The sequence below is a fragment of the Bradyrhizobium sp. DOA9 genome, from assembly GCF_000617845.2.
GTDB lineage: Bacteria > Pseudomonadota > Alphaproteobacteria > Rhizobiales > Xanthobacteraceae > Bradyrhizobium.
Window position 1 is genome coordinate 491,990 of the sequence record NZ_DF820425.1, and the last position, 26,931, is coordinate 518,920.

Here is a 26,931-nt window from a genome sequence, read left to right on the forward strand (position 1 = left end):
GCTGCTGCGCAGCCTACGCTGCGCACCTTGGGGATGACGGATCAATTGCGGTGAGAGATTTGGGCGGCGCACGACCGCAACATTCCAGTTGCGGTTGCATTCCCCTCTGCAAACGGCATGGCTGCCATCACGCGATCGCGATGAACCAGACGGCCCCTTCGGCAGACATACGGGTTTTCGACCCAAATTTCATTTTGTTTGTTTTGCCCGATTTCAGCAACGAGGCCTGAGTTTCGACGTGCAGTTTCTGTTCCAGGACCACCTTCTCGACACCGACCGGCGCGAGCTGAGCCGCGAGCAGGTTCCTATTGCCGTGGAACCGCAGGTTTTCGACCTGGTCGTCCACCTCATGCAGAACCGCGACCGGGTCGTCAGCAAGGACGAGCTGATCGACAAGATCTGGCACGGGCGCAGTGTGTCCGAATCCACCCTGACCAGCCGGATCAACGCGGCACGCAAGGCGATCGGCGACAATGGCGTGAGCCAATCGCTGATCCGCACCATCACGCGCAAGGGTTTTCGTTTCGTCGGCGACGTCCAGACGCAAATCGGCACGGTCGCGCCGGGGCCGGTCCGTACCAGCCCGCCCCAGGCGGTCTTCGCGCTGCCCGAGCGGCCCGCGATCGCCGTGCTGCCCTTCACCAATATGAGCGGCGAGGCCGAGCAGGATTATTTCTCCGACGGCATCAGCGAGGACATCATCACCGCGCTGTCGAAGCTGCGCTGGTTCTTCGTCGTCGCGCGCAACTCTTCCTTCGTCTACAAGGGCCGCGCCGTGCATATCCACGAGGTGGCGCGGGAGCTCGGGGTGCGCTACGTGGTCGAAGGCAGCGTGCGGCGGAGCGGCGAGCGGGTGCGCATCTCGGCCCAGCTCAACGACGTCTCGACCGGCAGCCATCTCTGGGCCGAACGCTATGACCGCGAGCTCGCCGATATCTTCGCCGTGCAGGACGAGATCACGGAAGCGATCGTCGCCGCCGTCGAGCCGCAGCTCTACGCCGCCGAAAGCTTCCGGGCCCAGCAGAAGCCGCCGGGCAGCCTGGATGCATGGGACCTCGTGATGCGCGCGCTGTCGCATTATTGGCGTATCACCCGCGAGGACAATGCCGCCGCGCAAAAGCTGTTGGAAGAGGCGGTGGCGATCGATCCCGCCTACGGCAAGGCCCTCGGCCTGCTCGCGACCAGCCATATCTTCGGCGCGCATATGGGCTGGGCCGACATGGCTGCCACCGTGCCGGTCGCCGAGCGTGCAGCGCTCGCGGCGGTGGAGGCCGATCGCGAGGATGCCTGGGCCCATCACGGCCTGGCTTACACCTACCTGTTCCGCCGTCGCTTCGACGACGCGCTGGCTGAGTTCGAGCTGGCCTTGCGGCTCAATCCGAACTTCGCGATGGCCCATGCCTTCCACGGCGTGACGCTGTGCTATGCCGGACGATGGCAGGACGGCGATGCCGCCGCCCGCCGCGCGCTGCGGCTGAGCCCGCGCGACCCGCTCGCGGCGATCTATTGCGGGGTTGCGGCCTATGCCCGGTTCGTCGGCCATGACTACGGGGGCGCCGTGCAGATGGCTCGGGAATCGATGCGCCAGCGCGGAGATTTCGTCGGCGCGCACCGCGTGCTGACGGCGGCCGCCGGCATGCTCGGCGATCCCGCCCTCGCGGCATCCGCCCTGGAAGGCCTGCGCCGCACCCAGCCCGAGGTCTCGCTTGCCTGGATCACGCGCGAGCTGCCGATGCTGCGGGAAGAGGATCGCACACATTACCTCCAAGGCTTGCGCCGTGCAGGCATGAAGTAGGGCGCAACGCTGACCGCATAGCCTCCCCTTGTGGATGAGGAGGGGAATCCGCAAAGCACGAAACTTGCAAGCGCTCCGCGACGGCAATGTTCGCGGAGCGCTCGATAATGTACGACACGATCATCGTGGGCGCCGGCTCGGCCGGCTGTGTGCTGGCCAATCGGCTGTCGGCCGATCCAAATCGCAAGGTTCTGGTGCTGGAGGCCGGTCGCGCTGCCCCGCTCGCCTCGGACATTCCGTCCGACTGGCCGACGATGTTCAATACGGCGGTCGATTGGGGGTTTCATACCGAACCGCAAGCAGGCTGCCGGGGACGGCGCATCTTCTGGCCGCGCGGCAAGATGATCGGCGGCTCCGGCGCGATGAATGCGATGATTTACATCCGCGGCCTGCCGTCGGATTACGATGGATGGGCGCGGGCGGGCTGCCCGGGCTGGGCCTGGAGCGACGTGCTGCCGAAATTCATCGCCTTCGAGAACAATGCCCGCTTCGCCGACGACCCCTTCCACGGCACCAGCGGGCCGCTGCACGTCGCCGACGTCCCTTTCGTCGATCCCAACGAATTGAAATGGCTGGAGGCGGCCCAGGCCGCGGGGCTTCCGCACAACCCCGATTTCAACGGCGCCGTCCAGGAAGGCGCCGGCTTCTTCCAGTTCGTCATCAGGGACGGCGAACGTTTCGGCACCGGCAAGGCCTATCTGCGCCCGGCGCTGACGCGCCCCAATCTCGTCCTGAAGACCGGCGCACGCGTCACGCGCATCATCGTCGAGCGCGGCCGCGCGACCGGCGTGGCCTTTCTCGACAATGGGCAACTGAAGAGCGCCTTCGCCACCAGCGAGATCGTGCTCGCCTCCGGCGCCATCGGCTCGGCACAACAACTCCTGCTGTCAGGCATCGGCCCGGCTGACGAGTTGAAGGCGGTCGGCGTCGACGTCCTGCATGACCTGCCCGGCGTCGGCAAGAATCTCCAGGACCACATCAACATTCCCATCACCTTCTACACCAGGGAGAGGATCGGCGTCGGCGCCTGGACCGACGAAAGTCTCGCGGCGAGCCTTGCAGAGTGGCAGGCGCACCGCAGCGGTCCGCGCACCTCGCCCTGGGTCGCCGCCGGCGCCCATGTGCGCAGCCGCCCCGAGGTCGAGCCCGATCTTCAGCTCTATGGCGCGATCAGCCCGCACCGCGACTATGTCCGCTTCCTGTCGTCCAGGCCGGGCATCACCCTGCATGCGACCTTGCAGCGGCCGAAGAGCCGCGGCGAGATCACGCTGCGCTCGTCCGATCCGATCGAAGATCCCGCGATCGACCCCGGCTATTTCGCGTCGGACCCGAGCGGCAGCGACATCGCGACCATGATCGAGGGCGTCCGCATCAACCGTCGCATCGCCGCGCAATCACCGCTCAAGGAGATGATCGAAACCGAGGTGACGCCGAGCGCGGAGGCGATCAGCGATGCCGAGACCGCCGACTATATCCGCGGCCATTGCACGACGCTCTATCATGCCGCCTCGACCTGCCGGATGGGCACGGACGACCTCGCCGTCGTCGATCCCGAGCGATTGCAGGTGCGCGGCATCGACGGTCTGCATGTCGCCGATGCCTCGGTGATCCCGATCATGATCTCGGGCAATATCCAGACGCCGACGATCTTGATTGCCGAATGCGCCGCAGCGGCGATCCTGGGCTAGCTAATCGTCGTCAGGCCCGAACAGCTTGATCTGCGGGAAGCCGCCGCGCGGGCGGCTCGCGACATCGCGCGCGTCGGAATCCTCGCGGATGTTGCGTGCGACGTCGTCCCAATCGGTGCGGTCGCGCATGCCGCGTGCCTCGCGGGACTCGTAATAATGGCGGCGCTCGGCCCAGCGCTCGCGACGCTCGGCTCGGCGCCGCTCTGACGCGGCGCGCTTCACGTCGGAATCCCTCGCCTTGGCGTAGGCGTTGTTCACCGAGGACGCCGGCTCGGTCGAGGCCTGCTGCTCGGCAGGTTTTGCGGTCTGCGGCGACGATGCAGGAGCGGGCTTCGGCGGCTCCTTGGACGGCTCGACGGCAGCAGCTTGCGAGGGCTGCTGCGCCGCCGGCCCGGCAGTCGCCTGCGTGGTTTGGGTGTCGGGCTTTGCGGCTTCAGGCTTTGCTTCGGCCTGCGCAGGCGCTGCGATCATCGCGCCGAAGGCTCGCGAGCCGGTGAGATAGTTCACGCGCTCGGAGGGAGCGTTCGTCGTCGCCGGGGCTGATGGTGCCGTGCGTTGCGCCACCTTGCTGGTGTCCGGCCCCTGCCTAGACGTCACGGGATTCATGATGTTGCCGGCAACGATACCGCCGCCGAGACCAATGGCGATGGCCGCGATGATGGTTCCGGCACCGACAAAATAGGCTGTCGAGGCGCGCATTCATCCACTCCCTCTTTTGGAGCGGGCAACGCTTGGGGATTGCCAGATGTTCCTGATGGCCGCGGCTCCTCGACGAGGAACCGCGCGGATCAGATCTGCTGCGCGACCTTCTCGAGCCCGATCAGGCGGGCGAGCTTGCGCACTTCTTCCTTCTGGTCGTCACGAAGCTGGAACAACAGCGGCATCGCGGCCGATTTCAGCTGCTGCACCTCGTCGCAATTCGGATCGATCTGCGCGCTGGGCGGCGCATTCGGATTCGACAGCCTGTTCGCCTGCATCTTGCGGGCGACTTTGCGCAGCGCGGTCTCGACCGAGGGCCAGTAATATTCCTGAGACGAAGAGAGTTTCAGGCGATCCCTGATGCCCGCGATCTGCACGTCGGACAGCAGCGAATAGGATTTTTGCGGCTGCGGCTTGGCGACGACTTTCGGCTTGGCCGGAACTTCGACGGCCGGAACCTCGGCTGTGGCGGGCGCCTCGTGCGCGCTCGGCTTCGGCATCGGGAAATCGGAGGGGGTGGCGGCGGCGAAGGCCTGACGCAGCGGCTCGGTCAGGACCGGTGCCTGCGACAGCTTGTCGGGGGCGACCTGGACCGGCACGATCGCGGCCGAGGCCAGTGCGAGCGTCGGGACCAGGCGGTCGGCCTTGGCGGCGCGGTTGGTTGCGAGCGGCTTGGGCGGGGGTGTCTCGGCGATCATCTCGGCACCGACGCTGGGAACGCTGTCGCGGCCGAGAATGGCGGTGGTGGCGGCGCCGAGGACGAGGAAACAGGTCAGCGCGACGATGGTGATGGCTTTGGACAAACGTCTCTCCGCGTCCGACTTCAAGTCCACGTGATCACTGCCCGGTAACTGGGCGATAATTAAGGCTGAACCATGCCATTGCGGCGGCAATCGCCCGGACCACGGCGACATCGCCCGGAAACCCCAACAAAATCAGGCCGCAGCCGCAAGATCGTAGGCGTCCTGGATGTCGGCCACGATCTCCGAGGCCTCCCAGACCGCCCGCGGCTCGACCGATTGCAGCGTCACCGTCCAATTGCCGCCGCGGCGGGTCCGGGGGACGCTGACGACGTCGAAACGGACGTTGCGGCACAGCGGGTGGCGGGCCAGTGCATGGGCGACGCGGACGCGGATCTCGTCCATGGTGGCGGCTGTCTTGCGATCGAGATAATTGAAGTCCATCGCCTGTCCCTCTCGTCCTGATTGGCGGCCACGAGAGGGATTCTTGGCTGGCGATGGTTAATCCGCCGTTAAGTGGGGCAGGCCGGAGCCATGCGGGATTAACCGTGTGCAATGCACCGGCGTTCTGTTGTTTTTGGGAGGGGCGAGGAACCTACCGCCCACCCGCCCGGCGATATTCGGCGATGGTCCGCGCGACGAGATCCTCGACCGCGAGCACCTCGGTGACGCCGGAGGTCGAATGCCCGCCGCTCCAGATGTCGCGCCAGCGTTTGGGACGGCTTTCGCGGGCGGCGACGTCGATATCCTCGACGATATCGATCGCGCCGCGCGCCGGCAGATCGTCGGGGTCGAGCCCGGCGGCCACGATCGACGGCCTCAGCATGCTGGTCTGAAGTCCCGTGAATGCGGTGGTGAGCAAGATGTCGTCGGCACTGCAATCGACCAGCATCTGCTTGTGACGCTCGTCCGCCATGCTCTCGCGCGTTGCGATGAACCTGGTGCCCATATAGGCGAGATCGCAGCCGAGCACTTCTGCGGCGTGCAGCGCGCAGCCGTCGCTGATCCCGCCCGAAAGCACGATGATGCCGTCGTAGAATGCACGGACCGCGCGGACGAAGGCGAACGGATTGAGCCAGCCGGTCTGCCCGCCCGCGCCCGCGGTGAGCAGCACCAAACCGTCGGCGCCTGCGTCTGCCGCGCGTTCGGCATGACGGATGGAAGCGACGTCCGCCAGCACCAGCGCGCCGGCGTCCTGCAGAGGCTTCAACACGGGTGCGGGCGAGCCGACCGAGGTGATGACGATCTCCGGCCTGTGCCGCAACAGCACGGCAAGATCCTGCTCCAGGCGCGCATTGGAGCGGTGCACGATCAGGTTCGGACAAAGCGGCGCAGCCCTGCGGCCAGCCTGATCTTCGTGCCGGCGCAGCCGCGTCGCGATCGCGGTCATCCATTCATCGAGCTGGTCCGCGCCACGGCAATTCGCCGTGGGGAAGCTGCCGATCACCCCGTTGCGGCAGGCTGCGACCATGAGCTCGACGCCCGAGACCAGAAACATCGGCGCTGCGATCAGCGGCAGAGCGAGACGATCGCGGAAGCGTTGCAGTCGATCCGATGGCATCTGTGCCTCCCACTCGCAGGCTCGTTTCCTCCCGCAGTCTCTGCGCGCCGGCTTCGGGCGCGGGCGGGACCGTCGGGTAAATACTCCGGAATTCTACGGTGTCGTTGTTGCTCCGGCACCACAGCACGCAACGGAGTCTACCACCACCATGCCGGCACAATTGCCGGCGAATCAGGGAATCACCTAGACCGCTGACGGGGCTGGGGAAGCGGAGAGTGAAATGAGAGTCGCTTCCCTGGAAAGTGTGGTCGCCGCGATCACGTTGATCACGGCCATCATCGTGGTGCTGTGGGGGATCAAGATCTTCTACGGTGTGTGAACTGGCAGGATGCCGAGCATCCCTTCCGCGGCGGCGGAAGCCTGCCGTTCATTCGGAAGGAGCAATCGCGGCCCCGCCGTCAGCTCACCGCTTCTCGATCACCAGGCTCTGCACCGCGCGGCCGAAATAGCCCTGGCGGTCGGCGAGCCGCGACATGGCAAGGCCCGCGCCGTCGGGGCCGATCCAGGAATCGCCGTCGAGCAGGATCCACTCGCCGACCGGCTGGCGCGCAAAGCTCACGGTGAGATCGGCGTTGATGTAGGTCCAGGCGCGAAAGTCGAGCGTCGAGGCGGTACCGTTGGAGAAATCGGCCGCGACCACGGCGCGCATCGCCTGCGAGATGGCCTCGCCATCGATCAGGGGATGGTCGACGCGAAACCAGATCGCGCCGGCGCCGGCCCGGCCGAAGCGGCCGCGCGCGGCACGCATCGAGACCGTTCGCACGAATGGGCTGGTGGCGGCGTGAGCGTCCTCGACCAATGAATCCTCCGGCGAGGGCAACGTGACCGGCAGCTCCTCGACCTCGTCCGGCAGCGGCTGCGTTTGGCGCCTGATCTTCAGCACGGTGGCACCGACCACCTGCACGCCGTCGGCGAGCAGCTTGATCCCGCAGAGCTGGATCTTGCGGCCCTCGCGCAAGACTTCGGTCGCGATCGTGAGCGGCGCCACCGGCACCGGGCGCATCAGATCGATGGTCACGCGCGCGACGTCCATCGGCAGCGCCGTCGGGATGCGCTCAGCCGCCCACGTCACCAGCGACGCCGGTGCCGAGCCGTGCTGCATGCGCCGGTCCCAGGGGCCGGCCGCATCGGGGCCGGTGACGACGTTGTTGCCGTCGACGCGGTAGATCGGGGACATATGTACTCACTCTCACGGCGCGTTCCCCGGACGCTGCGCAGCGCGTAAGCGGTGCGCTGCTGAGCCGGGGTCCAGTCGGTGGGCGATGGGTCCCGGCTCGGCGGCGCAGCACTTCGCGCCGCACCGCGTCCGGGACACGATAATCACAACGGCGGATCGATCGCTTCGTCGTATTCCTTCTTGAAGCGCGCGATTAACTCGGCGGCAGGGACGACCTTGTCGATGCTGCCGATGCCCTGGCCCGAGCCCCAGATCTCCTTCCAGGCCTTCGGCTTGGCGCGCTCGCCGGAGGCGTCGGTGCCGAAATTCATCTTGGAGGGATCGGAGGTCGGCAGATTTTCCGGGTCCATGCCTGCGGCCAGGATCGAGGGCTTCAGATAATTGCCGTGCACGCCGGTGAAGAGATTGGAATAGACGATGTCGTCGGCGCTCGAGCCCGCGATCATCTCCTTGTACTTCTCGACCGCATTGGCCTCCTTGGTCGCGATGAAGGCCGAGCCGATATAGGCGAAGTCGGCTCCCAGGATGCGCGCGGCGCGGATTGCCTTGCCGTTGCCGATCGCACCCGACAGCGCGATCGGTCCGTCGAACCACTTGCGCGTCTCAGCCACGAAGGCCAGCGGCGAGATGGTGCCGGCATGGCCGCCGGCGCCGGCCGCGACCAGGATCAGGCCGTCGGCGCCCTTCTCGATCGCCTTGTGGGCGAATTTCTGGTTGATCACGTCGTGGAAGACGATGCCGCCCCAGCCGTGCACGGCCTGGTTCAGCTCCTCGCGGGCGCCGAGCGAGGAGATGATCATCGGCACCTTGTACTTGGCGCAGAGCTGCATGTCGTGGTCGAGCCGGTTGTTCGACTTGTGCACGATCTGGTTCACCGCGAACGGCGCCGACGGCTTGTCGGGATGGGCGCGGTCATAAGCCGCGAGCTCTTCGGTGATCCGCGCCAGCCACTCGTCGAGCAGCTCCGGCGGCCGCGCATTCAGCGCCGGAAACGAGCCGACCACACCCGCCTTGCACTGCGCGATCACGAGATCTGGCACCGAGATGATGAAGAGCGGCGAGCCGATCACGGGGATCGACAGGCGCCCCTTGAACAAGGCAGGCATGGACATTGCGGAACGATCCTTTGTTGGCCGGTCAATTGAAGGCTCGGAGCCATACCAACAAGCCAATCTTTCCACTGTCAAGTATTGCGTTTGTCCGCCACGGTGGAGGCCGTTACCGCAATTCCTAGATGCGGAATTCTTACCATCCGTCTCCTCCGTCATTGCGAGAGCCGCTACCCGATCAAATCCGGATTGATCAGCCGCTCGAACGAGAACATCTCGTCCCACTTCTCCTGCGTCAGCAGCTTGCGCTCGACCACGACGATCTGGTGCAGCGACTTGCCGCTCTTGTAGCCTTCGCGCGCGATCTCGGCGCATTGCTTGTAGCCGAGCAGCGGCTTCAGCACCGTGACGATGCCGAGCGAGTTGAGCACCATGTTGCGGGTGTGCTCCGCGTTGGCGGTGATTCCGACGACGCAATTCTCGCGCAGGCTGTTGACCGCCCGCTCCATGGTGCGGATCGAGAAGAACAGCGCGAACGAGATCACCGGCTCCATCACGTTGAGCTGGAGCTGGCCCGCCGAGGCCGCAAGCGTCACGGTGGTGTCGAGCCCGATCACCAGAAAGCTGGTCTGGTTGACCACTTCCGGGATCACCGGATTGACCTTGCCGGGCATGATCGAGGAGCCCGGCTGCAGCTGCGGCAGGTTGATCTCGTTGAAGCCGGCGCGCGGGCCCGAGGCGAGCAGGCGGATATCGTTGCAGATCTTCGTCAGCTTGCTGGCGGTGCGCTTGAGCACACCCGAGAGCTGCACATAGGCGCCGGTGTCCGAGGTCGCCTCGACGAGATCGCCGGCGAGGACGAAATCGACGCCGGTGAGCGCGCTGAGGTGCCGGACGGCGAGCTTGGGATAACCGACCGCCGCCGTGACGGAGGTGCCGATCGCGGTGGCGCCGAGATTGATCTCGCGCAGCAGCGCGCGCGCCTCCGAGATGCGGTCGACCTCCTCGCCGATCGTGGTGCCCCAGCCCCGGAATTCCGCGCCGAGCGACATCGGTACCGCGTCCTGCAGATGGGTTCGGCCCATCTTCAGCACCCGGTCGAACTCGCGACCCTTGGCGAAAAACGCTTCCTGCAGCTGGCGCAACGCCGTCATGTAGCTCTCGAGCCGCAGGATCAGCGCCAGCCGAAAGGCGGTCGGATAGGTGTCGTTGGTGGACTGGCCGTAATTGACGTGATCGTTCGGACTGACGTGCTGGTAGTCGCCCTTGGCGAAGCCGAGCGATTCCAGCGCGAGGTTCGCGATCACCTCGTTGGCGTTCATGTTGGTCGACGTGCCGGCGCCGCCCTGGATGAAATCAGTGACGAACTGATCCATCATGTCGCCGGCGATGACGCGGTCGCAGCCGAGGATGATGGCATTCGCGACCTTGGCGTCGATCGCGCCGAGATCGCGATTGGCCATCGCAGCGGCCTTCTTGACGTAACCGAGCGCCTTCACGAAGTAAGGCTCCTGGTTCATCGGAATGCCGGTGATGTGGAAGTTCTCCTTACCCCGGATGGTCTGGACGCCGTAATAGATGTCGTCGGCGATCTCACGCTGTCCGAGGAAGTCCTGCTCCGTGCGGCTCATGGGCGCTCCTTGTTGCTCACGCGCAAGGCCGACGTCAGTTCAGGCACAGCGCGCTGGTCACGAACGTATCGGTACGGCAATCGTCCGGCTTGCGCGGCCGGCCCGGGATCAGGACCTTGGCCGAGCACTTTTCCGCCGAGTCGGCGCTCAGGCTCTTGCCCTCCTTGTAACCCTTGCTCTGGCAGAGCTGGTCGGCCGCCTGCTTGCAGTCAGGCGCACCGTTCGAGGAGGCCGGGCAAGCGATGCGGCCCGACACCATGGTCGACGGCTTCGCCAGCCGCGACAGATCGTTCATGGTCTCGCTCGGGCTTTTGATCGGCGGCAGGATCGAGGGCAGCTTGTCGAACAGCTTGCCCATTTCATTGATCAGCCCGGGATTCTCCTCGGGCGCGGGTGAGGCGGATGGCGCAGGCGATGACGCGGCCCGAACATCCTGCCCCTGGATCCCGAGCGCAGGCGGAACGGATTGCGTCCGCCCCATCCCCCCGCCGAGGAGGAGCAGCAGCGCCGCTGACATCAACGTTCCGAACCGCACGGCCGGATTGCCGGATCGAACCATCATGAGGCAACCGTAGCCGAAGCCGGCGCGGCGGCAAAGCGCCGCGGCTCTAGATCAGCTTGATGGCGATGACGAAGCCGAGCACCAGCACGATCGCGCCGAGTGCGACCCACAATCCGAGATGCCGCTCGATCCTGACCCGGATCCAGTCGCCGTAGCGGTTGAGCAGGATCGCGACGACGAAGAAGCGTCCGCCGCGCGCGACGATCGAGCACAGGATGAACAGGAGGATGTTGTAGCCGGCAAAGCCCGAGGTGATGGTGACGAGCTTGTAGGGGATCGGAGTCAGTCCCTTGAGCAGGATGATGACCGCACCCCATTCCGCATAGGAGGCGCGGAAAGCGTCGACCTTGTCGGCAAGGCCGTAGACCTGGATCAGCCACTGGCCGAGCGAGTCGAACAGCAGCGCGCCGATGGCGTAGCCGACGACGCCGCCGAGGACCGAGGTCACGGTGCAGACCGCGGCGTAAAGCCAGGCGCGCTGCGGACGCGCCAGTGACATCGGGATCAGCATCACATCCGGCGGGACCGGAAAGAAGGAGCTTTCGGCGAAAGACACGATGCCCATGATCCAGAGCGCGTAGGGCTTGTGGGCGGCGTCGATGCACCAGTCGTAGATACGTTTCAGCATGGCGCCGCGATGAAGCACCATGGGACGGATTTGTCCATCGCCAGTTTTCGGGCGATTTGTGACGTTTCTAGTGGCGCTTGCGCGCGGCGCGGCCGTCAAGCGCGACAATAGGCCGCCGCGAGGCCATGCGCGGTGGCGTGACTTTGGGCAATTTCGCCGGCGTCTTCGGCAGTTTCTCGGCAATACCGAGCATGTCCTCCCGCCGCGTCATTTCCCGCCAGACGTCCTCGGGGCGTACACCGGCCGAAGCCCACAGCACGGTCAGATTGTAGAGCAGGTCGGCGCTTTCCCGGATCACGGCCTCGCTGTCGCCATTGACGGCATCGATGACGACCTCGATGGCTTCTTCGGCCAGTTTCTTCGCCATTTTCGAGGGCCCACGCTGAAACAGCCGGGCCGTGCGCGATGTTGCCGGATCAAGGTCTCTGGCCGCGAGCACAGCCAGATATAGCCGCTCAAGCGAATCACTCATGGTACTCAAAACTACTCGAAACAAATGGCCGGCGTGTTAACACGCGGCAATATAAGCAAAAAACAAGCCGCCGCGGCAAGCGCGACGGCCTGTTCGCCGATGGCGTATGGCCGATCGTTAATAGCAGCTGTAGCCGGAATAGCCGTGGGCGCAGGGGTTCTTGTAGCCGCCATAGGTGTAGCGGCGGCCCGAGTCGTAATAATAGGGACCATAGCCGGGGCCGCTGTAATAGACCGGGCCCCCGCCATAGTAATAACCCGGCCCCGGGTCATAGGCGTAGGCATCGCGGCTGGCTGCGATCGCGAGGCCGGTCGCGGCCAGGCCGAACATCGCTGCAGCAGCAGCGGCGCCGCCGCCACCGCGATGCCAATGACGACCGCCTGCGTAGGAGGCACTGGGTACAGCGGCAGTCAGGGCCACCACGGCGGCCGTGGCAAGGACGGCTTTGCGGCCGATGAACTTCGAAAAGCTGTCAAACATGATCTGGACCCTCCTTGGGACCTCGGATTGTGCCTGACGACAGGCTGATGTATGTCAAACACTCATCCACCTAGGTAGGTTCCCCAACCCCAACACAAGCTGAACGGGGTTGCGTAACGATGCCGCAAGCCCGCTCATCCGCCGTTCATGTTGGCGCGCGCACGGTTGACGGAGGCCGGCGCTGCAGGCGTCACGAAACCATTACAATGCGGGACCGGCGCGACCGATGTCCGGATTCAAGACGATTGTCCTTCACTGCGTGCTGGCCCTTGCAATCTCCTTCGCCGCATTGACTGCGCGCAAGGCCATCGCGTCCGAGAGCGGCACGCCCTCGACTGCCATCCACTTCACGTTCGACCGTCCCATCGATGCAAGCATGGCACCATTTTTCCTTGCGGCGAAGGACGGCAGGTTCGGCGCCGAGCATCTCAACGTCACTTTCAACAGCGCGAGCGGATCGCCGGAGGCGCTCGCACGCGTCGCCAAAGGCGACAGCGAGCTCGCGCTCGTCGACATCAACGAGCTGATCCGCTTTCGTGACAAGGACGACGCGCCGCCGGTCAAGGCCGTGTTCGTGCTGTTCGACCGCGCGCCTTACGCGATCGTCGCGCGGAAGAGCCGCGGTGTCCGCCTCCTGCCCGACCTCGACGGCAAGACCGTCGGCGTAGTCGATGGCGATCTGTCGATGCGGCTGTGGCCGGCGCTGGCGCTGCAGAACGGCATCAGGGCATCGCACGTCAAACTCCACAAGATCAGTGCCGCGGTGCGCGAGCCGATCCTGTCGGCAGGACAGGTCGATGCCGTCGCCGGCTTCAGCTACCTCTCGGCGGTGAACCTGCGCGGTCGCGGCGTGCCCGAAGCCGATCTCGTCGTGCTGCGCTATGCGGATTACGGCTGCGAAGCCTATGGCTTTGCCGTGGTGGCCAACACCGCCTTCGCCGCAGCAAAGCCGGATGCCGTGAAGGGCTTCGTCCGCGCCTTGATCGCGGGCATCACAGCGACGGTCAGGGAGCCGGCGCGTGCGGCGGAGGAGGCCGCGAGCCGCATCGACAACGGCGACCGCAATTTGGAGCTGGCGCGACTGCACGCCGTCCTTGCCGACAACATCCTGACCGACGAGGTCAAGCGCAACGGCATCGGCGGCATCGAGCCGGCGCGCCTGGAGCGCTCGATCGATCAGATCTCGCAGGACTTCAAATTCCGCAAACGGCCGACGTCTCGCGACGTCTTCGACGGCCGGTTCCTGCCGCCGCTGGCGGAGCGGCTGATCAACTGAGCAAAACTGCAAGCTTGCGCTGTATCTCGCGGCGCTCCCTGCTTAGAATGTGGGCTCCCTGGTCGCCGAGTCCCTCGCCCGCATGTCCATCCTCCGCCTCTACACCCGCGTTCTCGAGCTGCTCGGCAAGGAGGCGCGGCTCGGCTGGGTGCTCGCGGTCGCCAACCTCCTGCTGGCGGGATCGCAGTTCGCCGAGCCCGTGCTGTTCGGCCGGATCGTCGACGTGCTCTCGGGCAAGACCGTGGCCGGCTCAAGCTCGGCCTGGCCGTTCCTGGCCGCCTGGGTCGCGTTCGGGCTGTTCACCATCGTCTGCAGCGCGCTGGTTGCCTTGCAGGCCGACCGGCTCTCGCACCGCCAGCGCCAGGCGGTGCTGACCGATTATTTCGAGCACATCCTGCAGCTGCCGTTGACGTTCCACTCCGGCACCCATTCCGGCCGGCTGATGAAGGTGATGCTCAATGGCACGGACGCGCTGTGGCGGCTTTGGCTCGGCTTCTTCCGCGAGCATTTTGCCGCGATCCTGTCGGTCCTGGTGCTGCTGCCCCTGTCGCTGTATTTGAACTGGCGGCTGGCGATCCTCTTGTTCGTGCTTTGCATCGTCTTCACTGGCCTGACCACCTTCGTGGTGCGCAGGACCTTCGGCATGCAGATGGAGGTCGAGGAGCACTACAGCGAACTCTCCGCCCGCGCCTCGGACGCGCTCGGCAACGTCGCGCTGGTGCAGAGCTTCGTGCGCGTCGAATCCGAGGTCAAGGGACTGCGCTCGGTGGCCGACGAGCTGCTGGCCGCGCAAATGCCGGTGCTGTCCTGGTGGGCGCTGGTGACGGTGATCACGCGCGCCTCCACCACCATCACGGTACTGGCAATCTTCACCTTCGGCATCGCGCTACACGACCAGGGGCTGACATCCGTCGGCGAGATCGTGATGTTCGTGAGCTTCGCGACGATGCTGATCCAGAAGCTCGAGCAGGTCGTGAGCTTCATCAACAACGTCTTCATGGAGGCCCCGCGCCTGCGCGAGTTCTTCAACGTGCTCGACGCCGTGCCCGCGGTGCACGACCGGCCCGACGCGATCGATGCCGGCAGGCTGTCGGGCCTCGTCGAGTTCAACGACGTCACGTTCTCCTATGACGGCAAGCGGCCGGCGATCGAGGACCTCACCTTCACCGCGCTGCCGGGCCAGACTATTGCGCTGGTCGGCCCGACCGGCGCCGGCAAGTCGACCGCGATCGCGCTCCTGCATCGCGCCTTCGATCCGCAATCCGGCATCATCAAGATCGACGGCATGGACGTGCGCGGCGTCACGCTGACCTCGCTGCGGCGGAACATCGGCGTCGTGTTCCAGGAAGCGCTGCTGTTCAACCGCTCGATCGCGGAAAATTTGCGCGTCGGCAAGCCGGATGCGACCGAGGCCGAGATGCGCAAGGCGGCGGAGCGCGCCCAGGCTCTGGAATTCATCGAGCGCAGCGGCGGCTTCGAGACCAATGCCGGCGAGCGCGGCCGCATGCTCTCCGGTGGCGAGCGCCAGCGCCTGTCCATCGCCCGGGCGCTGTTGAAGGATCCCCCGATCCTTATTCTGGACGAAGCGACCAGCGCGCTCGACGCCATCACCGAAACCAAGCTGAATGCCGCTCTCGACGAAGTGATGAAGGGCCGCACCACCTTCGTGATCGCCCACCGCCTCTCCACCATCCGCAACGCCACGCGGATCCTGGTGTTCGAGAACGGCAGGGTGATCGAAAGCGGAACTTTCGATGAACTCGTGGCCAGAGGCGGCCATTTCGCCGAGCTCGCCAGGGCGCAGTTCATGGTCCAGGAAAGCGCACGGGCCAGCGTGACGGCGGCCGAGACTGCGGCGACGGCGGCCAAATCCCCCTAGCAAGTCCCCGTCGCACCGTCGAAATTCGGCCAGTTTCATTGCGGAATACCGCGCCGATCCCCCTATTCTCGACGCACCAGCCGGTATAGGTTTGCGACGCCGCAAGCGGCGGCGCTGGATTTCAAAACCGAACATCAGATCACGAGGACCGTCGGGAACCGGCGGATCTCCTAGGACCGGAATCGGATAGTGCACGCCCTTGGCCCGCTGCTTCGCAAATCGCTGATCAACCTGTTCGCCGCCGGCCTCGCATGCGCCGCGTTGCTCGCACCGCGGGCCGCGGGCGCCGAAGCGCTGCTGCTGATCGAAGCCGATAGCGGCAAGGTGTTGCAGGCCGATAACGCGACCATTCCCTGGTATCCCGCTTCCGTCACCAAGATCATGACCGCCTATGTGACGCTGAGGGCGGTCAAGGACGGCAGGCTCACGCTGGACTCGCTGCTCACCGTGTCGCCGACGGCGGCCTCGCAATCGCCGTCGAAGATGGGTTTCCGTCCGGGAACGCAGATCACCGTCGACAACGCGCTGAAGATGATGATGGTCAAGTCGGCGAACGACATGGCCGTGGTGCTCGCCGAAGGCGTCGGCGGCTCGGTCGACGGTTTCTCCGCGATCATGAACGACACCGCGAAAAAGCTCGGCATGACGCAGACGAGCTACGTCAATCCGAACGGCCTGCCCGCAGAAGGGCAGATCACGTCCGCGCGCGATCTCGGAATCCTGGCGCGCGCCTTCCTGCGCGACCTGCCGGAATACGAGTATTTCGTGCACATCCCCGCGATCCGCTTCGGCAAGCGCGTGACCGGCAATTTCAACAAGCTGATCGGCCGCTATCCCGGCGCCGACGGTTTCAAGACCGGCTTCATCTGCGCCTCGGGCTACAACCTCGTGGCGTCGGCGACGCGCAACGGCCGCCGGCTGATCGCGGTGGTGCTCGGTGCGAACTCCGGCACCGCGCGCGCGGTGAAGGCGGCGCAGCTGCTCGAGCGCGGCTTTGCTCAGGACAATCTCACCTGGCTGCGCCCCTCGCTCGGCACGGTCGACAATCTCGTGCCGGTCGACGCCTCGCCGCCGAACCTGCGCGACGAGATGTGCGGCCCGCACCGCAAGCGGCCGGCCAGCGACGACGACGATGCGCTGATCGCGGCCAATGGCGGCACGTCCGGATCCGCCTCGGCCACCGGCGGCGCAGCCCAGTTCACCTTCTTCACCGCCGGCCTGCAGCCGCCCTTGATGAAGGCTTCCGAGTTGATGGCCTCGGCGCCGGCGGCGACCGAGCCCGTGCTGGTCTATACCGGTCCGACCCGCACCGGCACCGCCCTGATTGCAGCCGTCGCGGCCGATGCCGACCAGCAGGCCGCGTCCAAGCCGCGTGGCAAGAAGTCGCGCGTGGCCAAGAAGCCCGAGGCGACCGACAAGCCGGCCGATAAGCCCAAGGACACCAGGACGGTAGCGGCGAAGCCGGAGGCCAAGCAGGCTGATGGCAAGAGCGACGGCAAGACCGCAGCCAAACCGGCCGCGGCCAAGCCGGCCGGCCCCAAGCATGCCGCGGCCAAGCCCGAGGCAGCGGCGAAACCTGTCGAAAAGCCTGCCGCAACCGGCGATCAGGCTCCCAAGCCCGCAAAGCCCAAGGCAGCGACGAACCCCGCCGCGACCAAGCCTGCCCCGGCCAAGCCGGCCAACAACAGCTAACCTCCCGTCGGAGCTGACCGCGGCCCGCACTTCGCACCTGCGGCAGCGCGGTTTGCGACGATTCCAGTAGCTACGCTCCGACCTTTGCCCTAAGCCTCGACGGCTTGCCACGCGTTCCGGCAAGCTCGATACTGGCGGCAATGAGGCAAGCCCGAGACGCAACGGGCTCAGTGAAATGAGGGGAGTTTCCATGGAGCGCATCTGGCTCAAGCAATATCCGCCCGGCGTGCCCGCCGATATCGAGCCGACGCAATATGCATCGCTGGTCGACCTTTTGGAGGAGAGCTTCACCAAGTTCGCCGACCGCAAGGCGTTCATTTGCATGGACAAGTCGATCAGCTATCGCGACCTCGACCAGATGTCGGTCGCGCTCGCCGCCTACTTGCAGGGCCGCGGCCTGCAGCGCGGCGCCCGTGTCGCCATCATGATGCCGAACGTGCTGCAATACCCGGTCGCAACCGCCGCGGTGCTGCGCGCCGGTTTCGCGGTGGTCAACGTCAACCCGCTCTACACCCCGCGCGAGCTCGAGCACCAGCTCAAGGATTCCGGCGCCGAAGCCATCATCGTGCTGGAGAACTTCGCCCACACCGTCGAGCAGGTGGTCGCGAGGACGCAGGTGAAGCATGTCATCGTCGCAAGCATGGGCGACCTGCTCGGCTTCAAGGGCGTGATCGTCAACCTCGTCGTCCGCCGGGTCAAGAAGATGGTACCGGCCTGGTCGCTGCCGGGCTCGGTCTCCTTCAACGATGCGCTTTCCGCCGGCCGCGGCATGACGTTCAACAAGCCGAAGCTGTCGCCCGGCGACGTCGCCTTCCTGCAATATACCGGCGGCACCACCGGCGTCTCGAAGGGCGCCACGCTGCTCCACCGCAACATCGTCGCCAACGTCCTGCAGAACGATGCCTGGCTGCAGCCGGCGCTCGCCGCGCCACCGCATGTCGAGCAGCTCATGATCGTCTGCGCGCTGCCGCTCTATCACATCTTCGCGCTGACGGCCTGTTACCTGCTCGCGGTGCGCGCCGGCGGCTGCAACCTGCTGATACCGAACCCGCGCGACATCCCCGGCTTCATCAAGGAGCTGGCGAAATACCAGGTCAACAGCTTCCCGGCCGTGAACACGCTCTACAACGGCTTGATGCACCATCCCGACTTCAAGAAGCTCGACTTCTCCAAGCTGAAGATCTCCAACGGCGGCGGCATGGCAGTGCAGCGCCCCGTGGCCGATCAATGGAAGGCGATCACCGGCTGCTTCATCGCCGAAGGTTACGGCCTGTCGGAGACTTCGCCGACGCTGACCTGCAACCCGGCGACGGCAACCGAGTTCACCGGCACGATCGGCATCCCCGTGCCGTCGACCTGGATCTCGATCCGGGACGACGACGGCAACGAGGTCCCGCTCGGCCAGGCCGGCGAGATCTGCGCCAAGGGCCCGCAGGTGATGTCGGGCTACTGGAACAGGCCGGAGGAGACCGCCAAGGTGATGACCGCGGACGGCTATTTCCGCACCGGCGATATCGGCGTGATGGACGAGAAGGGCTACACCAAGATCGTCGATCGCAAGAAGGACATGATCCTGGTCTCCGGCTTCAACGTCTATCCGAACGAGGTCGAGGAAGTCATCGCGAGCCATCCGGGCGTGCTCGAATGCGCCGTGATCGGCATCCCCGATTCCAAGTCCGGCGAAGCGGTGAAGGCCTTCGTGGTGAAGAAGGACCCGAACCTCACCGCCGATGCCGTGATCAAGTTCTGTCACGAGCAGCTCACCGGTTACAAGGTGCCCAAGCACGTCGAATTCCGCAACGATCTGCCGAAGACCAATGTCGGCAAGATCCTGCGCCGGCAGCTCCGCGACGAGAAGAAGGCCGAGGCGGCTTAAGGCACCTTTGCTGGCCGTCCCGAACGGGCGCGCATTTGCGCGCCCGTTCGTCATTGCGAGCCACCGGGTCCGCGCAGAACGCGGCCCGGTGACAAGCTCCGCGAAGCAATCCAGGAATGAATCCGCGGAGGCAGCCTGGATTGCTTCGTCGCATCAGCGCAAAATTGCTACGCAATTTTGTCGCGAGCTCCTCGCAATGACGAGAATTAAGCACCGCGGCCTCATCACAGCGCGGTGAAGCCGTTTCCCTCCGGCGGTAAAATGCTCTAGAACAGCCCCGGCCCATTTCCATGGAGAAACGACGATGGCGATCCAGATTGGCGACAAGCTGCCCGAGGCGAAATTCCGCGTGATGACGGCGGAAGGCCCGCAGGTGAAGACCACCGACGACATCTTCAAGGGCAAGAAGGTCGCACTGTTCGCGGTGCCCGGCGCCTATACCGGCACCTGCCACAAGATGCATCTGCCGAGCATCTTTCTCAACGCCTACGCTCTGAAGGACAAGGGCGTCGACACCATCGCCATCGTCTCCGTCAACGACGCCTTCGTCATGAACGCCTGGAAACGCGACACCGACCAGCGCGACGAGGCCGTCTTCCTCGCCGACGGCAATGCCGACTTCACCAAGGCGATCGGCATGGAGCTGGACGCCTCCGCCAACGGCCTCGGCATCCGCTCCAAGCGCTATTCGATGCTGATCGAGGACGGCGTGGTCAAGAAGCTGAACCTCGAGGCGATGCCCGGCAAGGTCGAGGTCTCCGGCGGCGATACGCTGCTCGGGCAGCTGTAAGCTTTTAACCCAGCTCCTTCCAAGTGCCGTAGGGTGGGCAAAGGCGCGTCAGCGCCGTGCCCACCATCTTTCCCCGATTGAGAAGAAGCGGTGGGCACGCTTCGCTTTGCCCACCCTACGAAACCGGGGGACGACGGCGAGACCAAGTCTCCACCGCGCCGACAGTGCCCCCTACTCCCTCACCCGCTGCTGCAACCGCGCCTTCATGATGCCGTCGCGCGCGAGCTGATCGGCGCGCTCGTTCTCGGGGTGGCCGGCGTGGCCCTTGACCCAGTGCCAGCGGACCTCGTGCTGCTTCAGCGCGGCGTCGAGGCGCTGCCATAGCTCGACGTTCTTCACCGGCTTCTTGTCGGCGGTGCGCCAGCCGTTGCGCTTCCAGCCGAAGATCCAGCCGGTGATGCCCTGCCGGACATACTGGCTGTCGGTGTAGAGATCGACCGTGCACGGCCGCTTCAGCGCTTCGAGCGCCGAGATCGCCGCCATCAATTCCATCTGGTTGTTGGTGGTGTGCGGCTGGCCGCCGTTCAGCTCCTTCTCCTTGTCGCCGAACTTCAGGATCGCGCCCCAGCCGCCCGGCCCGGGATTTCCGGAGCAGGCGCCGTCGGTAAAGATCGTGACATTGGGAAGCTCGCTCACGCCACCAGCCCCGACGGCGTCAGCCCGTAATCGCGTACGCTTCCCACGCTCTGATGGAAGCGCAGCTTGCGGACATATTCGAGCGGATCCTTCGGCTTGACCAGCGCGCCCGGCGGCACGTTGAGCCAGTCGACCAGCCGCGTCAGCAGGAAGCGGATCGCAGCTCCCCGCGCCAGGAGCGGCAGCGCGGCCTCTTCGGCCTCGCTCAGCTTGCGCACGCGGCCATAGGCGTTGAGGAAGGCGCGCGCCTTGGTGACGTTGAAGGAATGATCCGGCTCGAAGCACCAGGCGTTCAGGCAAATCGCGACGTCATAGGCCAGCATGTCGTTGCAGGCGAAAGTGAAGTCGATGATCCCCGAGAGCTTGTCGCCGAGGAAGAAGACGTTGTCGTTGAAGAGGTCGGCATGGATCACGCCTTCGGGCAGGTCGCTCGGCCAGATCCCGCTCGAGAGATAATCGAGCTCGGCCGCGAGGAAGGCGCGCAGCCCCGGCTGCACCTCGTCGGCACGGTTCGAAGCCGCATCGAACAGCGGCCGCCAGCCCGCGACCGAGAGCGCATTGGCGCGCCGGACCGCGAAATTGGCGCCGGCCAGATGCATCCGGGCCAGCCCCTCGCCGACCCCGGCGCAATGGGTCGCGTTCGGCTTGCGCGGCCAGACGCCTTCGAGAAAGGTGATGATCGCGGCGGGCCGGCCTGCGAGCTCGCGCAACGCCTCGCCGTCGCGTCCCCGCACGGGCAGCGGACAATTGACGCCGTGCTCGGCGAGGTGCGTCATCAGTCCGAGGAAGAACGGCAGATCGTTCTTCGCCACGCGCTTTTCGTAGAGCGTGAGGATGAACGATCCCTGGCTGGTATGCAGCAGGAAGTTGGAGTTCTCGACGCCTTCGGCGATGCCCTTGTAGGAGAGCAATTCGCCGAGATCGTATTGCTTCAGGAAATCCGCAAGCTCGTCGGCGGCGACGTCGGTGTAGACCGCCATAAAGGTCTACTCGGCGGCAGCTTCGGGGCGCACCTGACGCGGCAGCGGGAAGAACTCGTTCTCTTCCGCGGCCGAGACCGTCTCCACGTGCAGCGTGTAGCGCTCGGCGAAGGCGTCCATGATCTCCTCGACGATCACCTCCGGCGCGGACGCGCCCGCGGTGATGCCGAGGCTCTTGATGTTGCCGAACCTGCCCCAGTCGATGTCGGTGGCGCGTTGCGCCAGCACGGCGATCTTGCAGCCCTCGCGCTCGGCAACCTCGCGCAGGCGCTGCGAGTTCGACGAGTTGGGGGCGCCGACGACGATGAGTGCGTCCACCACCGGCGCCACCTTCTTCACCGCGAGCTGGCGGTTGGTGGTGGCGTAGCAGATGTCTTCCTTGTGCGGCCCGTTGATGTTCGGGAAGCGTTCCTTGAGCAGCGCGACGATCTCCGCGGTGTCGTCGATCGACAGCGTGGTCTGGGTCACGAAGGCGAGGTTGTTGGGGTCCTTCGGCGTGATGGTCTTGGCGTCCTCGGCGGTCTCGATCAGGGTCACGGCGCCGGGCGGCAGCTGGCCGAGCGTGCCGACCACCTCGGGATGGTGGGAATGGCCGATCAGGAAGATCTCGCGGCCGCGCTTGAAATGGATCGCGGCCTCGCGATGCACCTTGGTCACCAGCGGGCAGGTCGCATCCAGCGAGAACAGGTTGCGGGACTGGGCGTCGGCGGGAACCGATTTCGGCACGCCGTGGGCCGAGAACACCACCGGGGCAGTCGCATTCTCAGGAATTTCGGCGAGTTCCTCGACGAAGATGGCGCCCTTCTTCTTCAACCCGTCGACGACGTATTTGTTGTGCACAATCTCGTGGCGAACATAGACGGGGGCGCCGTACTTATCGAGCGCCCGTTCCACGGTGTCGATCGCCCGGACCACCCCGGCGCAGAAGCCGCGGGGAGAACAAAGCACGATCTTGAGGTCTGGTTTGGCTGACATTGAGCGATCTCGGGACCGAATCACCCGTTTCGCCTTCTGGCGGGGGCGGTCGAATGGATGGGAATTGGCTTAAAACTGTCGGCTTGAACCTTACAGCGGTTCAAAGGGAATTGGGCCCCCTTTCAGGCGGTGTCAAGGCACTATCTATAGCAGAACCATTGCATGGCCACCCCTGACGGGCTTATATAGCGCGAATTCCCTGTCATCGCTGATGACCACCGGTTTCGCCTCCAGAGGGGTGGGCGAAGCACAAAGGAGATTTGCCATGAGCAACGCACCTCTGATGCCCAAGGCGACCGCCGTTTGGCTGCTCGATAACACTGCGCTGACCTTCGACCAGGTCGCCGACTTCACCAAGATGCATCCCCTCGAGGTGCGCGCCATCGCCGACGGCGATGCCGCCCAAGGCATCAAGGGCATGGATCCCCTCTCCAACGGCCAGCTGACCCGCGAGGAGATCGAGAAGGGCGAGAAGAACCCCGACTACCGGCTCCGCCTCCAGGAGAGCAAGGTGGTGCTGCCGCCCCAGCCCAAGCGCAAGGGCCCCCGCTACACCCCGGTCTCGCGCCGCCATGAGCGCCCGAGCGCCATCCTGTGGCTGCTGCGCAACCATCCGGAGCTCAAGGATGCCCAGATCATGCGCCTGGTCGGCACCACCAAGAGCACCATCGCCAGCGTGCGCGACCGGACCCACTGGAACACCTCGTCGCTGACCCCGATCGACCCGGTCACCCTCGGCCTGTGCTCGCAGATCGAGCTCGATTTCGAGGTGCAGCGCGCGGCGAAGGAAAAGCCGGTCGACGCATCCTATGGCGGCGCCACCCTGCTGCCGGCCTCCGAGACCACCCGCAAGGACGAGTACGAGCCCGCGGAGAAGTCCAGCGACGACCTCAACGTCGACGCCGTGTTCGCCAAGCTGAAGACGCTCGGCGGCAAGAAGCAGGAGCACGAGGAGGAGTAATTCCTCTCCCGTTCATTCACTTTCAAACGCATGAGCGCGGCAGGCGAAACCTGCCGCGCTTTTGTTTGGTGTGCCGCGCTTCAGAACTTGTACGTCACGCCCGCGCCGACCAGCCAGGGATCGATATGCGCGGTGCCGGTGACCGGGATCGCGCCGTTGACCGTGGCCGAGTAGTCCGGCTGGAGCCACAGCTTCTTGACGTCCACGTTGACGCCCCAATGCTTGTCGAACATGTAGTCGAAGCCGAATTGCACGGCGCCGCCCCAGGCGTTGCTGACATGCAGGTTGGTGACGGCGAGGCCGCCGAACGGGATGTTCGACGCCGAATTGTTGAAGAAGACGGTATAGTTCACGCCGGCGCCGATATAGGGCTTGAAGGCGCCGAAATTGGTGAAGTGGTATTGCAGGGTGAGCGTCGGCGGCAGCAGCGTGGTCTTGCCGATATCGAGCCCCTGGAGCGTCCCCGTTCCGGTGATGTGATGCCTCGTCACGCCGAGGATCAGCTCAGCCGCGATGTTCGGGGTGAAGAAATAGGAGATGTCGAGCTCGGGGACGACCTGGTTGCTGATGTCGAGGCCCGAGTTCGGCGACGACAGAGCAGGCACACCCGTGACATTCACCGTGCTGTCACCGCCGTCCGGCAAAACGCCGAGAACGCGCAGACGGATCATCCAGGGATTCCACGCCGCCACCGCCGGCGGTGCCTTGGTATAGACCGGCAGATCCGCGGCTTGCGCCGATGCAAGCGCTCCGCCGAACGCGGCGGCGAGCACTGCCAGCCGTGCGACATTCCGAATTGTTCTTCGCATTGAATTCCCCTTAGTGCCATGCGCGCCTCGTTGCGCGATCACAGCTGTCAGAGCAGAAAGGGGACGCTTTCGGATTTGACCTGAATCAAATTTGGACTGACGCGTCACAAATCCGCGACAGCGTTGCACATCTGCCACGGCAGACGACATTGCGAGGGACTTGCACGCTGCCTGGTAGATTGGCGTGCGCGGCAACTTCCGTTGAGAACCGCGAGCGCTTCAGCTCGGAACTCGCAGCGCTCAGACCGCTACGGCCGCACGGGGTTGTTCAGCATGTACTCGCCGAGATCGCGCTGGCGGCGGTCGGCGCGCGCGGTGGCGGCGTTGCGCTGAACGTCGCGGTCCTTGCGGCAGGCCACGTATTCCGGCGAGCCTTGTGCGTAGCCTCGGCTCTGGCAGACGGCGTCGTCATCATCGCCGCCCATTGCCACCGGATTCTGGTAGCGCGCCGAGCAGGCGGAGAGAGCGATGGCAAGGGCGAAGGCGGTCAGCAGGCGCGGCGCGGCGGCAAGTGGCATCGAGGGTCCCCTATTGGCCGGCCTTGTTTAGCGCGGAATGAGGAGAATGTAAGTCGCCAACGTCGTCATTCCGGGGCGGTCCGCAGGACCGAACCCGGAATGACAGAGCAATTCCTCACACCCTCCCCTTCAGCGCCTCGCCGATCTCGTCGAGCGCCTTGGGATCCTCGATCGTCGCCGGCATGGTCCAGGATTCGCCGTCGGCGATCTTCTTGATGGTCCCGCGCAAAATCTTTCCGGAGCGCGTCTTGGGCAGGCGGCCGACGGTGATGGCGAGCTTGAAGGCGGCGACGGGTCCGAGCTTGTCGCGCACCAGCGCGATGATCTCCTTCTCGATCTCGGCGGGCGGGCGCTTCACGCCGGCCTTGAGCACCAGGAAGCCGCAGGGCACCTCGCCCTTGATCGCGTCCTTGACGCCGAGCACGGCGCACTCGGCGACGTCGGGATGCGAGGCCAGGATCTCCTCCATGCCGCCGGTGGAGAGGCGGTGGCCGGCGACGTTGATGATGTCGTCGGTGCGGCCCATCACGAAGACATAGCCGTCCTCGTCCTTGTAGCCGGCGTCGGAGGTTTTGTAATAGCCCGGGAATTCGCTCAAGTAGGCTTCCTTGAAGCGCTCGTCCTGATTCCACAGCGTCGGCAGGCAGCCCGGCGGCATCGGCAGCTTGATGACGATCGATCCCATCGTGTTGGGGCCGACCGGCTTTGCCGCCTCGTCGACGACGTCGACCTGGTAGCCCGGCATCGGCACCGTCGGCGAGCCGTGCTTGACCGGCAGCATGCCGAGGCCGACCGGATTGCCGGCGATGCACCAGCCGGTCTCGGTCTGCCACCAATGGTCGATGACAGGCACCTTCAGCTGCTGCTCCGCCCATTCCACGGTCGGCGGATCGGCACGCTCGCCGGCGAGGAACAGGGTGCGGAATTTGGAGAGGTCGTACTGCCGGATGAATTTCCCTTCCGGATCCTCTTTCCGGATCGCGCGGAAGGCCGTCGGAGCGGTGAACAAGGCGACCGCCTTGTGCTCGGAGATCACGCGCCAGAACGCGCCGGCGTCGGGCGTGCCGACCGGCTTGCCCTCGTACATGATTGTGGTCGCGCCGTGCAGCAGCGGGCCGTAGACGATGTAGCTGTGGCCGACCACCCAGCCGATGTCGGAGCCGCACCACCAGACCTCGCCCGGCTTGACGCCATAGAGGTTGAACATCGACCATTTCACCGCGACGAGATGCCCGCCATTGTCGCGCACGACGCCCTTCGGCACGCCGGTGGTGCCCGACGTGTAGAGGATGTAGAGCGGATCGGTCGCGGCGACCGGCACGCAAGTCGCTCGCTTGCCGTCGTTCAGCGCCTTGCGGCGCAGGCTGGCCCAGTCGTAATCGCGGCTCGGCGTCATTTCGCAGGTGAGCTGCGGACGCTGCAGCACGATGCAGGCCTTCGGCTTGCTGCCGGCAAGCCTGATCGCCTCGTCGAGCAACGGCTTGTACTGCACGATGCGGCCGGGCTCGATGCCGCAGCTGGCGGACAGGATCAGCTTGGGCTGCGCATCGTCGATGCGGGTGGCAAGCTCCTTCGCGGCAAAGCCGCCGAACACCACCGAGTGCACCGCGCCGAGCCGCGCGCAGGCGAGCATCGCGACCACCGCCTCCGGCACCATCGGCATATAGAGGATGACGCGGTCGCCCTTGGCGACGCCGAAATCCTGCATGATTGCGGCGAGCGCCTGGACCTCGTTCAGCAGTTCGGCATAGGTGAGCCTGGTGACCGAACCCGTCAGCGGCGAATCGTGGATCAGCGCGACCTGGTCGGCGCGGCCGCCTTCGACGTGGCGGTCGAGGGCGTTGTAGCAGGTGTTGACAACGCCGCCGGCAAACCAGCGGCCGTAGGTTCCTTGCGAGGGATCGAAGATCTTCGTCGCGGGCTCGATCCAGTCGATCTCCTTGGCCGCCTCGGCCCAGAAGCCCTCGGGATCGGCCAGCGAGCGCGCATGGACCTCGTGATAACGACTTTTGCCCTGGATATTCATTCCCGCGCTCCCGTTCCCTTTATTCGCCTGG

Annotated in this window: 26 protein-coding genes; 8 read left to right on the top strand and 18 right to left on the bottom strand. The window is 65.4% G+C overall.

The features are described from left to right. Positions 1–127: 127 nt before the first annotated feature. Positions 128–346, bottom strand: a complete 219-nt coding sequence (locus BDOA9_RS39245) for a hypothetical protein (RefSeq protein WP_210183856.1) — start codon at positions 344–346, stop codon at positions 128–130. Positions 347–349: 3 nt separating this feature from the next. On the opposite strand from BDOA9_RS39245, the gene BDOA9_RS02195 reads away from it, so the two are divergent. After that, on the top strand, positions 350–1,795 hold the full coding sequence (locus BDOA9_RS02195; RefSeq protein WP_244521447.1) for a winged helix-turn-helix domain-containing tetratricopeptide repeat protein: 1,446 nt from the start codon (positions 350–352) through the stop codon (positions 1,793–1,795). A 107-nt stretch (positions 1,796–1,902) separates the two neighbouring features. Next, positions 1,903–3,483 (top strand): GMC family oxidoreductase, encoded by a 1,581-nt coding sequence (locus tag BDOA9_RS02200; protein ID WP_025032315.1) that lies wholly within the window; start codon positions 1,903–1,905, stop codon positions 3,481–3,483. Here BDOA9_RS02200 and BDOA9_RS02205 read toward each other — a convergent pair whose 3' ends face one another. The 11 genes from BDOA9_RS02205 to BDOA9_RS02255 form a co-directional block, all read right to left on the bottom strand. Next, entirely contained in the window at positions 3,484–4,182 is a 699-nt protein-coding gene (locus tag BDOA9_RS02205; protein WP_025032316.1) for a hypothetical protein, read from the bottom strand. Between the two features lie 89 nt (positions 4,183–4,271). Next, on the bottom strand, positions 4,272–4,985 hold the full coding sequence (locus tag BDOA9_RS02210; RefSeq protein ID WP_025032317.1) for a hypothetical protein: 714 nt from the start codon (positions 4,983–4,985) through the stop codon (positions 4,272–4,274). Between the two features lie 132 nt (positions 4,986–5,117). After that, positions 5,118–5,366 carry a hypothetical protein gene (locus BDOA9_RS02215; protein ID WP_025032318.1) on the bottom strand — a complete coding sequence of 83 codons (249 nt, stop codon included), beginning with the start codon at positions 5,364–5,366 and terminating at the stop codon, positions 5,118–5,120. Between the two features lie 151 nt (positions 5,367–5,517). Continuing rightward, a complete protein-coding gene (locus BDOA9_RS02220) occupies positions 5,518–6,483 on the bottom strand; it encodes an NAD(P)H-dependent flavin oxidoreductase (RefSeq protein ID WP_025032319.1) in 966 nt (321 codons plus the stop codon). Between the two features lie 403 nt (positions 6,484–6,886). Continuing rightward, positions 6,887–7,660 carry a thioesterase family protein gene (locus BDOA9_RS02225; protein ID WP_025032320.1) on the bottom strand — a complete coding sequence of 258 codons (774 nt, stop codon included), beginning with the start codon at positions 7,658–7,660 and terminating at the stop codon, positions 6,887–6,889. Positions 7,661–7,803: 143 nt separating this feature from the next. Then, positions 7,804–8,772: an NAD(P)H-dependent flavin oxidoreductase gene (locus BDOA9_RS02230; RefSeq protein ID WP_025032321.1), complete on the bottom strand. Its 969-nt coding sequence runs from the start codon at positions 8,770–8,772 to the stop codon at positions 7,804–7,806. A gap of 167 nt (positions 8,773–8,939) precedes the next feature. Further along, the gene (locus tag BDOA9_RS02235; RefSeq protein ID WP_025032322.1) at positions 8,940–10,340 is read right to left on the bottom strand and encodes an aspartate ammonia-lyase; all 1,401 of its coding nucleotides are present in this window, start codon (positions 10,338–10,340) and stop codon (positions 8,940–8,942) included. A 34-nt stretch (positions 10,341–10,374) separates the two neighbouring features. Beyond that, entirely contained in the window at positions 10,375–10,902 is a 528-nt protein-coding gene (locus BDOA9_RS02240; RefSeq protein WP_025032323.1) for a hypothetical protein, read from the bottom strand. 46 nt (positions 10,903–10,948) lie between these two features. Next, positions 10,949–11,551, bottom strand: a complete 603-nt coding sequence (locus BDOA9_RS02245) for a YqaA family protein (RefSeq protein WP_192859539.1) — start codon at positions 11,549–11,551, stop codon at positions 10,949–10,951. Positions 11,552–11,597: 46 nt separating this feature from the next. After that, positions 11,598–12,002 carry a phosphoribosyl-ATP diphosphatase gene (gene hisE / locus BDOA9_RS02250; protein WP_025032325.1) on the bottom strand — a complete coding sequence of 135 codons (405 nt, stop codon included), beginning with the start codon at positions 12,000–12,002 and terminating at the stop codon, positions 11,598–11,600. Between the two features lie 117 nt (positions 12,003–12,119). Then, positions 12,120–12,482: a hypothetical protein gene (locus BDOA9_RS02255; RefSeq protein ID WP_025032326.1), complete on the bottom strand. Its 363-nt coding sequence runs from the start codon at positions 12,480–12,482 to the stop codon at positions 12,120–12,122. A 226-nt stretch (positions 12,483–12,708) separates the two neighbouring features. Between BDOA9_RS02255 and BDOA9_RS02260 the strand changes: the two genes are divergently transcribed. The 5 genes from BDOA9_RS02260 (at position 12,709) to BDOA9_RS02280 (ending at position 19,995) form a co-directional block, all read left to right on the top strand. Continuing rightward, on the top strand, positions 12,709–13,758 hold the full coding sequence (locus tag BDOA9_RS02260; protein WP_025032327.1) for an ABC transporter substrate-binding protein: 1,050 nt from the start codon (positions 12,709–12,711) through the stop codon (positions 13,756–13,758). An 82-nt stretch (positions 13,759–13,840) separates the two neighbouring features. Continuing rightward, on the top strand, positions 13,841–15,637 hold the full coding sequence (locus tag BDOA9_RS02265) for a glucan ABC transporter ATP-binding protein/ permease (RefSeq protein WP_025032328.1): 1,797 nt from the start codon (positions 13,841–13,843) through the stop codon (positions 15,635–15,637). A gap of 189 nt (positions 15,638–15,826) precedes the next feature. Beyond that, positions 15,827–17,329: a D-alanyl-D-alanine carboxypeptidase family protein gene (locus tag BDOA9_RS02270; protein ID WP_025032329.1), complete on the top strand. Its 1,503-nt coding sequence runs from the start codon at positions 15,827–15,829 to the stop codon at positions 17,327–17,329. A gap of 190 nt (positions 17,330–17,519) precedes the next feature. After that, on the top strand, positions 17,520–19,205 hold the full coding sequence (locus BDOA9_RS02275; protein ID WP_025032330.1) for a long-chain fatty acid--CoA ligase: 1,686 nt from the start codon (positions 17,520–17,522) through the stop codon (positions 19,203–19,205). 304 nt (positions 19,206–19,509) lie between these two features. After that, positions 19,510–19,995 (top strand): peroxiredoxin, encoded by a 486-nt coding sequence (locus BDOA9_RS02280; RefSeq protein ID WP_025032331.1) that lies wholly within the window; start codon positions 19,510–19,512, stop codon positions 19,993–19,995. A gap of 171 nt (positions 19,996–20,166) precedes the next feature. Here the strand turns inward: BDOA9_RS02280 and rnhA are convergent, their stop codons facing one another. From rnhA to ispH, 3 genes are read right to left on the bottom strand one after another with little or no spacing between them, the layout of a single operon-like run. After that, positions 20,167–20,631, bottom strand: coding sequence for a ribonuclease HI (gene rnhA / locus BDOA9_RS02285; protein ID WP_025032332.1), 465 nt, complete (start codon positions 20,629–20,631; stop codon positions 20,167–20,169). Continuing rightward, on the bottom strand, positions 20,628–21,611 hold the full coding sequence (locus BDOA9_RS02290) for a homoserine kinase (RefSeq protein WP_025032333.1): 984 nt from the start codon (positions 21,609–21,611) through the stop codon (positions 20,628–20,630). The genes rnhA and BDOA9_RS02290 overlap by 4 nt, the downstream gene beginning before the upstream one ends. A gap of 6 nt (positions 21,612–21,617) precedes the next feature. Then, on the bottom strand, positions 21,618–22,586 hold the full coding sequence (gene ispH / locus BDOA9_RS02295; protein WP_025032334.1) for a 4-hydroxy-3-methylbut-2-enyl diphosphate reductase: 969 nt from the start codon (positions 22,584–22,586) through the stop codon (positions 21,618–21,620). Between the two features lie 265 nt (positions 22,587–22,851). Here ispH and BDOA9_RS02300 point away from each other — a divergent pair, with 265 nt between their 5' ends. After that, positions 22,852–23,547 carry a DUF1013 domain-containing protein gene (locus BDOA9_RS02300; RefSeq protein WP_025032335.1) on the top strand — a complete coding sequence of 232 codons (696 nt, stop codon included), beginning with the start codon at positions 22,852–22,854 and terminating at the stop codon, positions 23,545–23,547. 80 nt (positions 23,548–23,627) lie between these two features. Here the strand turns inward: BDOA9_RS02300 and BDOA9_RS02305 are convergent, their stop codons facing one another. The 3 genes from BDOA9_RS02305 to BDOA9_RS02315 all read right to left on the bottom strand — a co-directional run bounded on the left by BDOA9_RS02305 (position 23,628) and on the right by BDOA9_RS02315 (position 26,900). Continuing rightward, the gene (locus BDOA9_RS02305) at positions 23,628–24,356 is read right to left on the bottom strand and encodes an OmpW/AlkL family protein (RefSeq protein WP_025032336.1); all 729 of its coding nucleotides are present in this window, start codon (positions 24,354–24,356) and stop codon (positions 23,628–23,630) included. Between the two features lie 248 nt (positions 24,357–24,604). Then, the gene (locus BDOA9_RS02310; protein WP_025032337.1) at positions 24,605–24,874 is read right to left on the bottom strand and encodes a hypothetical protein; all 270 of its coding nucleotides are present in this window, start codon (positions 24,872–24,874) and stop codon (positions 24,605–24,607) included. A gap of 115 nt (positions 24,875–24,989) precedes the next feature. After that, on the bottom strand, positions 24,990–26,900 hold the full coding sequence (locus tag BDOA9_RS02315; protein ID WP_025032338.1) for a propionyl-CoA synthetase: 1,911 nt from the start codon (positions 26,898–26,900) through the stop codon (positions 24,990–24,992). Positions 26,901–26,931 lie beyond the last annotated feature (31 nt).

Coding starts and splice junctions, on each gene's coding strand:
- BDOA9_RS02220 (WP_025032319.1), bottom strand. CDS start 6,483: ATGCCATCGGATCGACTGCAACGCTTCCGCGATCGTCTCGCTCTGCCG.
- BDOA9_RS02265 (WP_025032328.1), top strand. CDS start 13,841: ATGTCCATCCTCCGCCTCTACACCCGCGTTCTCGAGCTGCTCGGCAAG.
- BDOA9_RS02290 (WP_025032333.1), bottom strand. CDS start 21,611: ATGGCGGTCTACACCGACGTCGCCGCCGACGAGCTTGCGGATTTCCTG.
- BDOA9_RS02240 (WP_025032323.1), bottom strand. CDS start 10,902: ATGATGGTTCGATCCGGCAATCCGGCCGTGCGGTTCGGAACGTTGATG.
- BDOA9_RS02260 (WP_025032327.1), top strand. CDS start 12,709: ATGTCCGGATTCAAGACGATTGTCCTTCACTGCGTGCTGGCCCTTGCA.
- ispH (WP_025032334.1), bottom strand. CDS start 22,586: ATGTCAGCCAAACCAGACCTCAAGATCGTGCTTTGTTCTCCCCGCGGC.
- BDOA9_RS02195 (WP_244521447.1), top strand. CDS start 350: ATGCAGAACCGCGACCGGGTCGTCAGCAAGGACGAGCTGATCGACAAG.
- BDOA9_RS02215 (WP_025032318.1), bottom strand. CDS start 5,366: ATGGACTTCAATTATCTCGATCGCAAGACAGCCGCCACCATGGACGAG.
- BDOA9_RS02205 (WP_025032316.1), bottom strand. CDS start 4,182: ATGCGCGCCTCGACAGCCTATTTTGTCGGTGCCGGAACCATCATCGCG.
- BDOA9_RS02280 (WP_025032331.1), top strand. CDS start 19,510: ATGGCGATCCAGATTGGCGACAAGCTGCCCGAGGCGAAATTCCGCGTG.
- BDOA9_RS02245 (WP_192859539.1), bottom strand. CDS start 11,551: ATGGTGCTTCATCGCGGCGCCATGCTGAAACGTATCTACGACTGGTGC.
- BDOA9_RS02305 (WP_025032336.1), bottom strand. CDS start 24,356: ATGCGAAGAACAATTCGGAATGTCGCACGGCTGGCAGTGCTCGCCGCC.
- BDOA9_RS02255 (WP_025032326.1), bottom strand. CDS start 12,482: ATGTTTGACAGCTTTTCGAAGTTCATCGGCCGCAAAGCCGTCCTTGCC.
- BDOA9_RS02230 (WP_025032321.1), bottom strand. CDS start 8,772: ATGTCCATGCCTGCCTTGTTCAAGGGGCGCCTGTCGATCCCCGTGATC.
- BDOA9_RS02315 (WP_025032338.1), bottom strand. CDS start 26,900: ATGAATATCCAGGGCAAAAGTCGTTATCACGAGGTCCATGCGCGCTCG.
- BDOA9_RS02200 (WP_025032315.1), top strand. CDS start 1,903: ATGTACGACACGATCATCGTGGGCGCCGGCTCGGCCGGCTGTGTGCTG.
- BDOA9_RS02225 (WP_025032320.1), bottom strand. CDS start 7,660: ATGTCCCCGATCTACCGCGTCGACGGCAACAACGTCGTCACCGGCCCC.
- BDOA9_RS02310 (WP_025032337.1), bottom strand. CDS start 24,874: ATGCCACTTGCCGCCGCGCCGCGCCTGCTGACCGCCTTCGCCCTTGCC.
- hisE (WP_025032325.1), bottom strand. CDS start 12,002: ATGAGTGATTCGCTTGAGCGGCTATATCTGGCTGTGCTCGCGGCCAGA.
- BDOA9_RS02300 (WP_025032335.1), top strand. CDS start 22,852: ATGAGCAACGCACCTCTGATGCCCAAGGCGACCGCCGTTTGGCTGCTC.
- BDOA9_RS02235 (WP_025032322.1), bottom strand. CDS start 10,340: ATGAGCCGCACGGAGCAGGACTTCCTCGGACAGCGTGAGATCGCCGAC.
- BDOA9_RS02275 (WP_025032330.1), top strand. CDS start 17,520: ATGGAGCGCATCTGGCTCAAGCAATATCCGCCCGGCGTGCCCGCCGAT.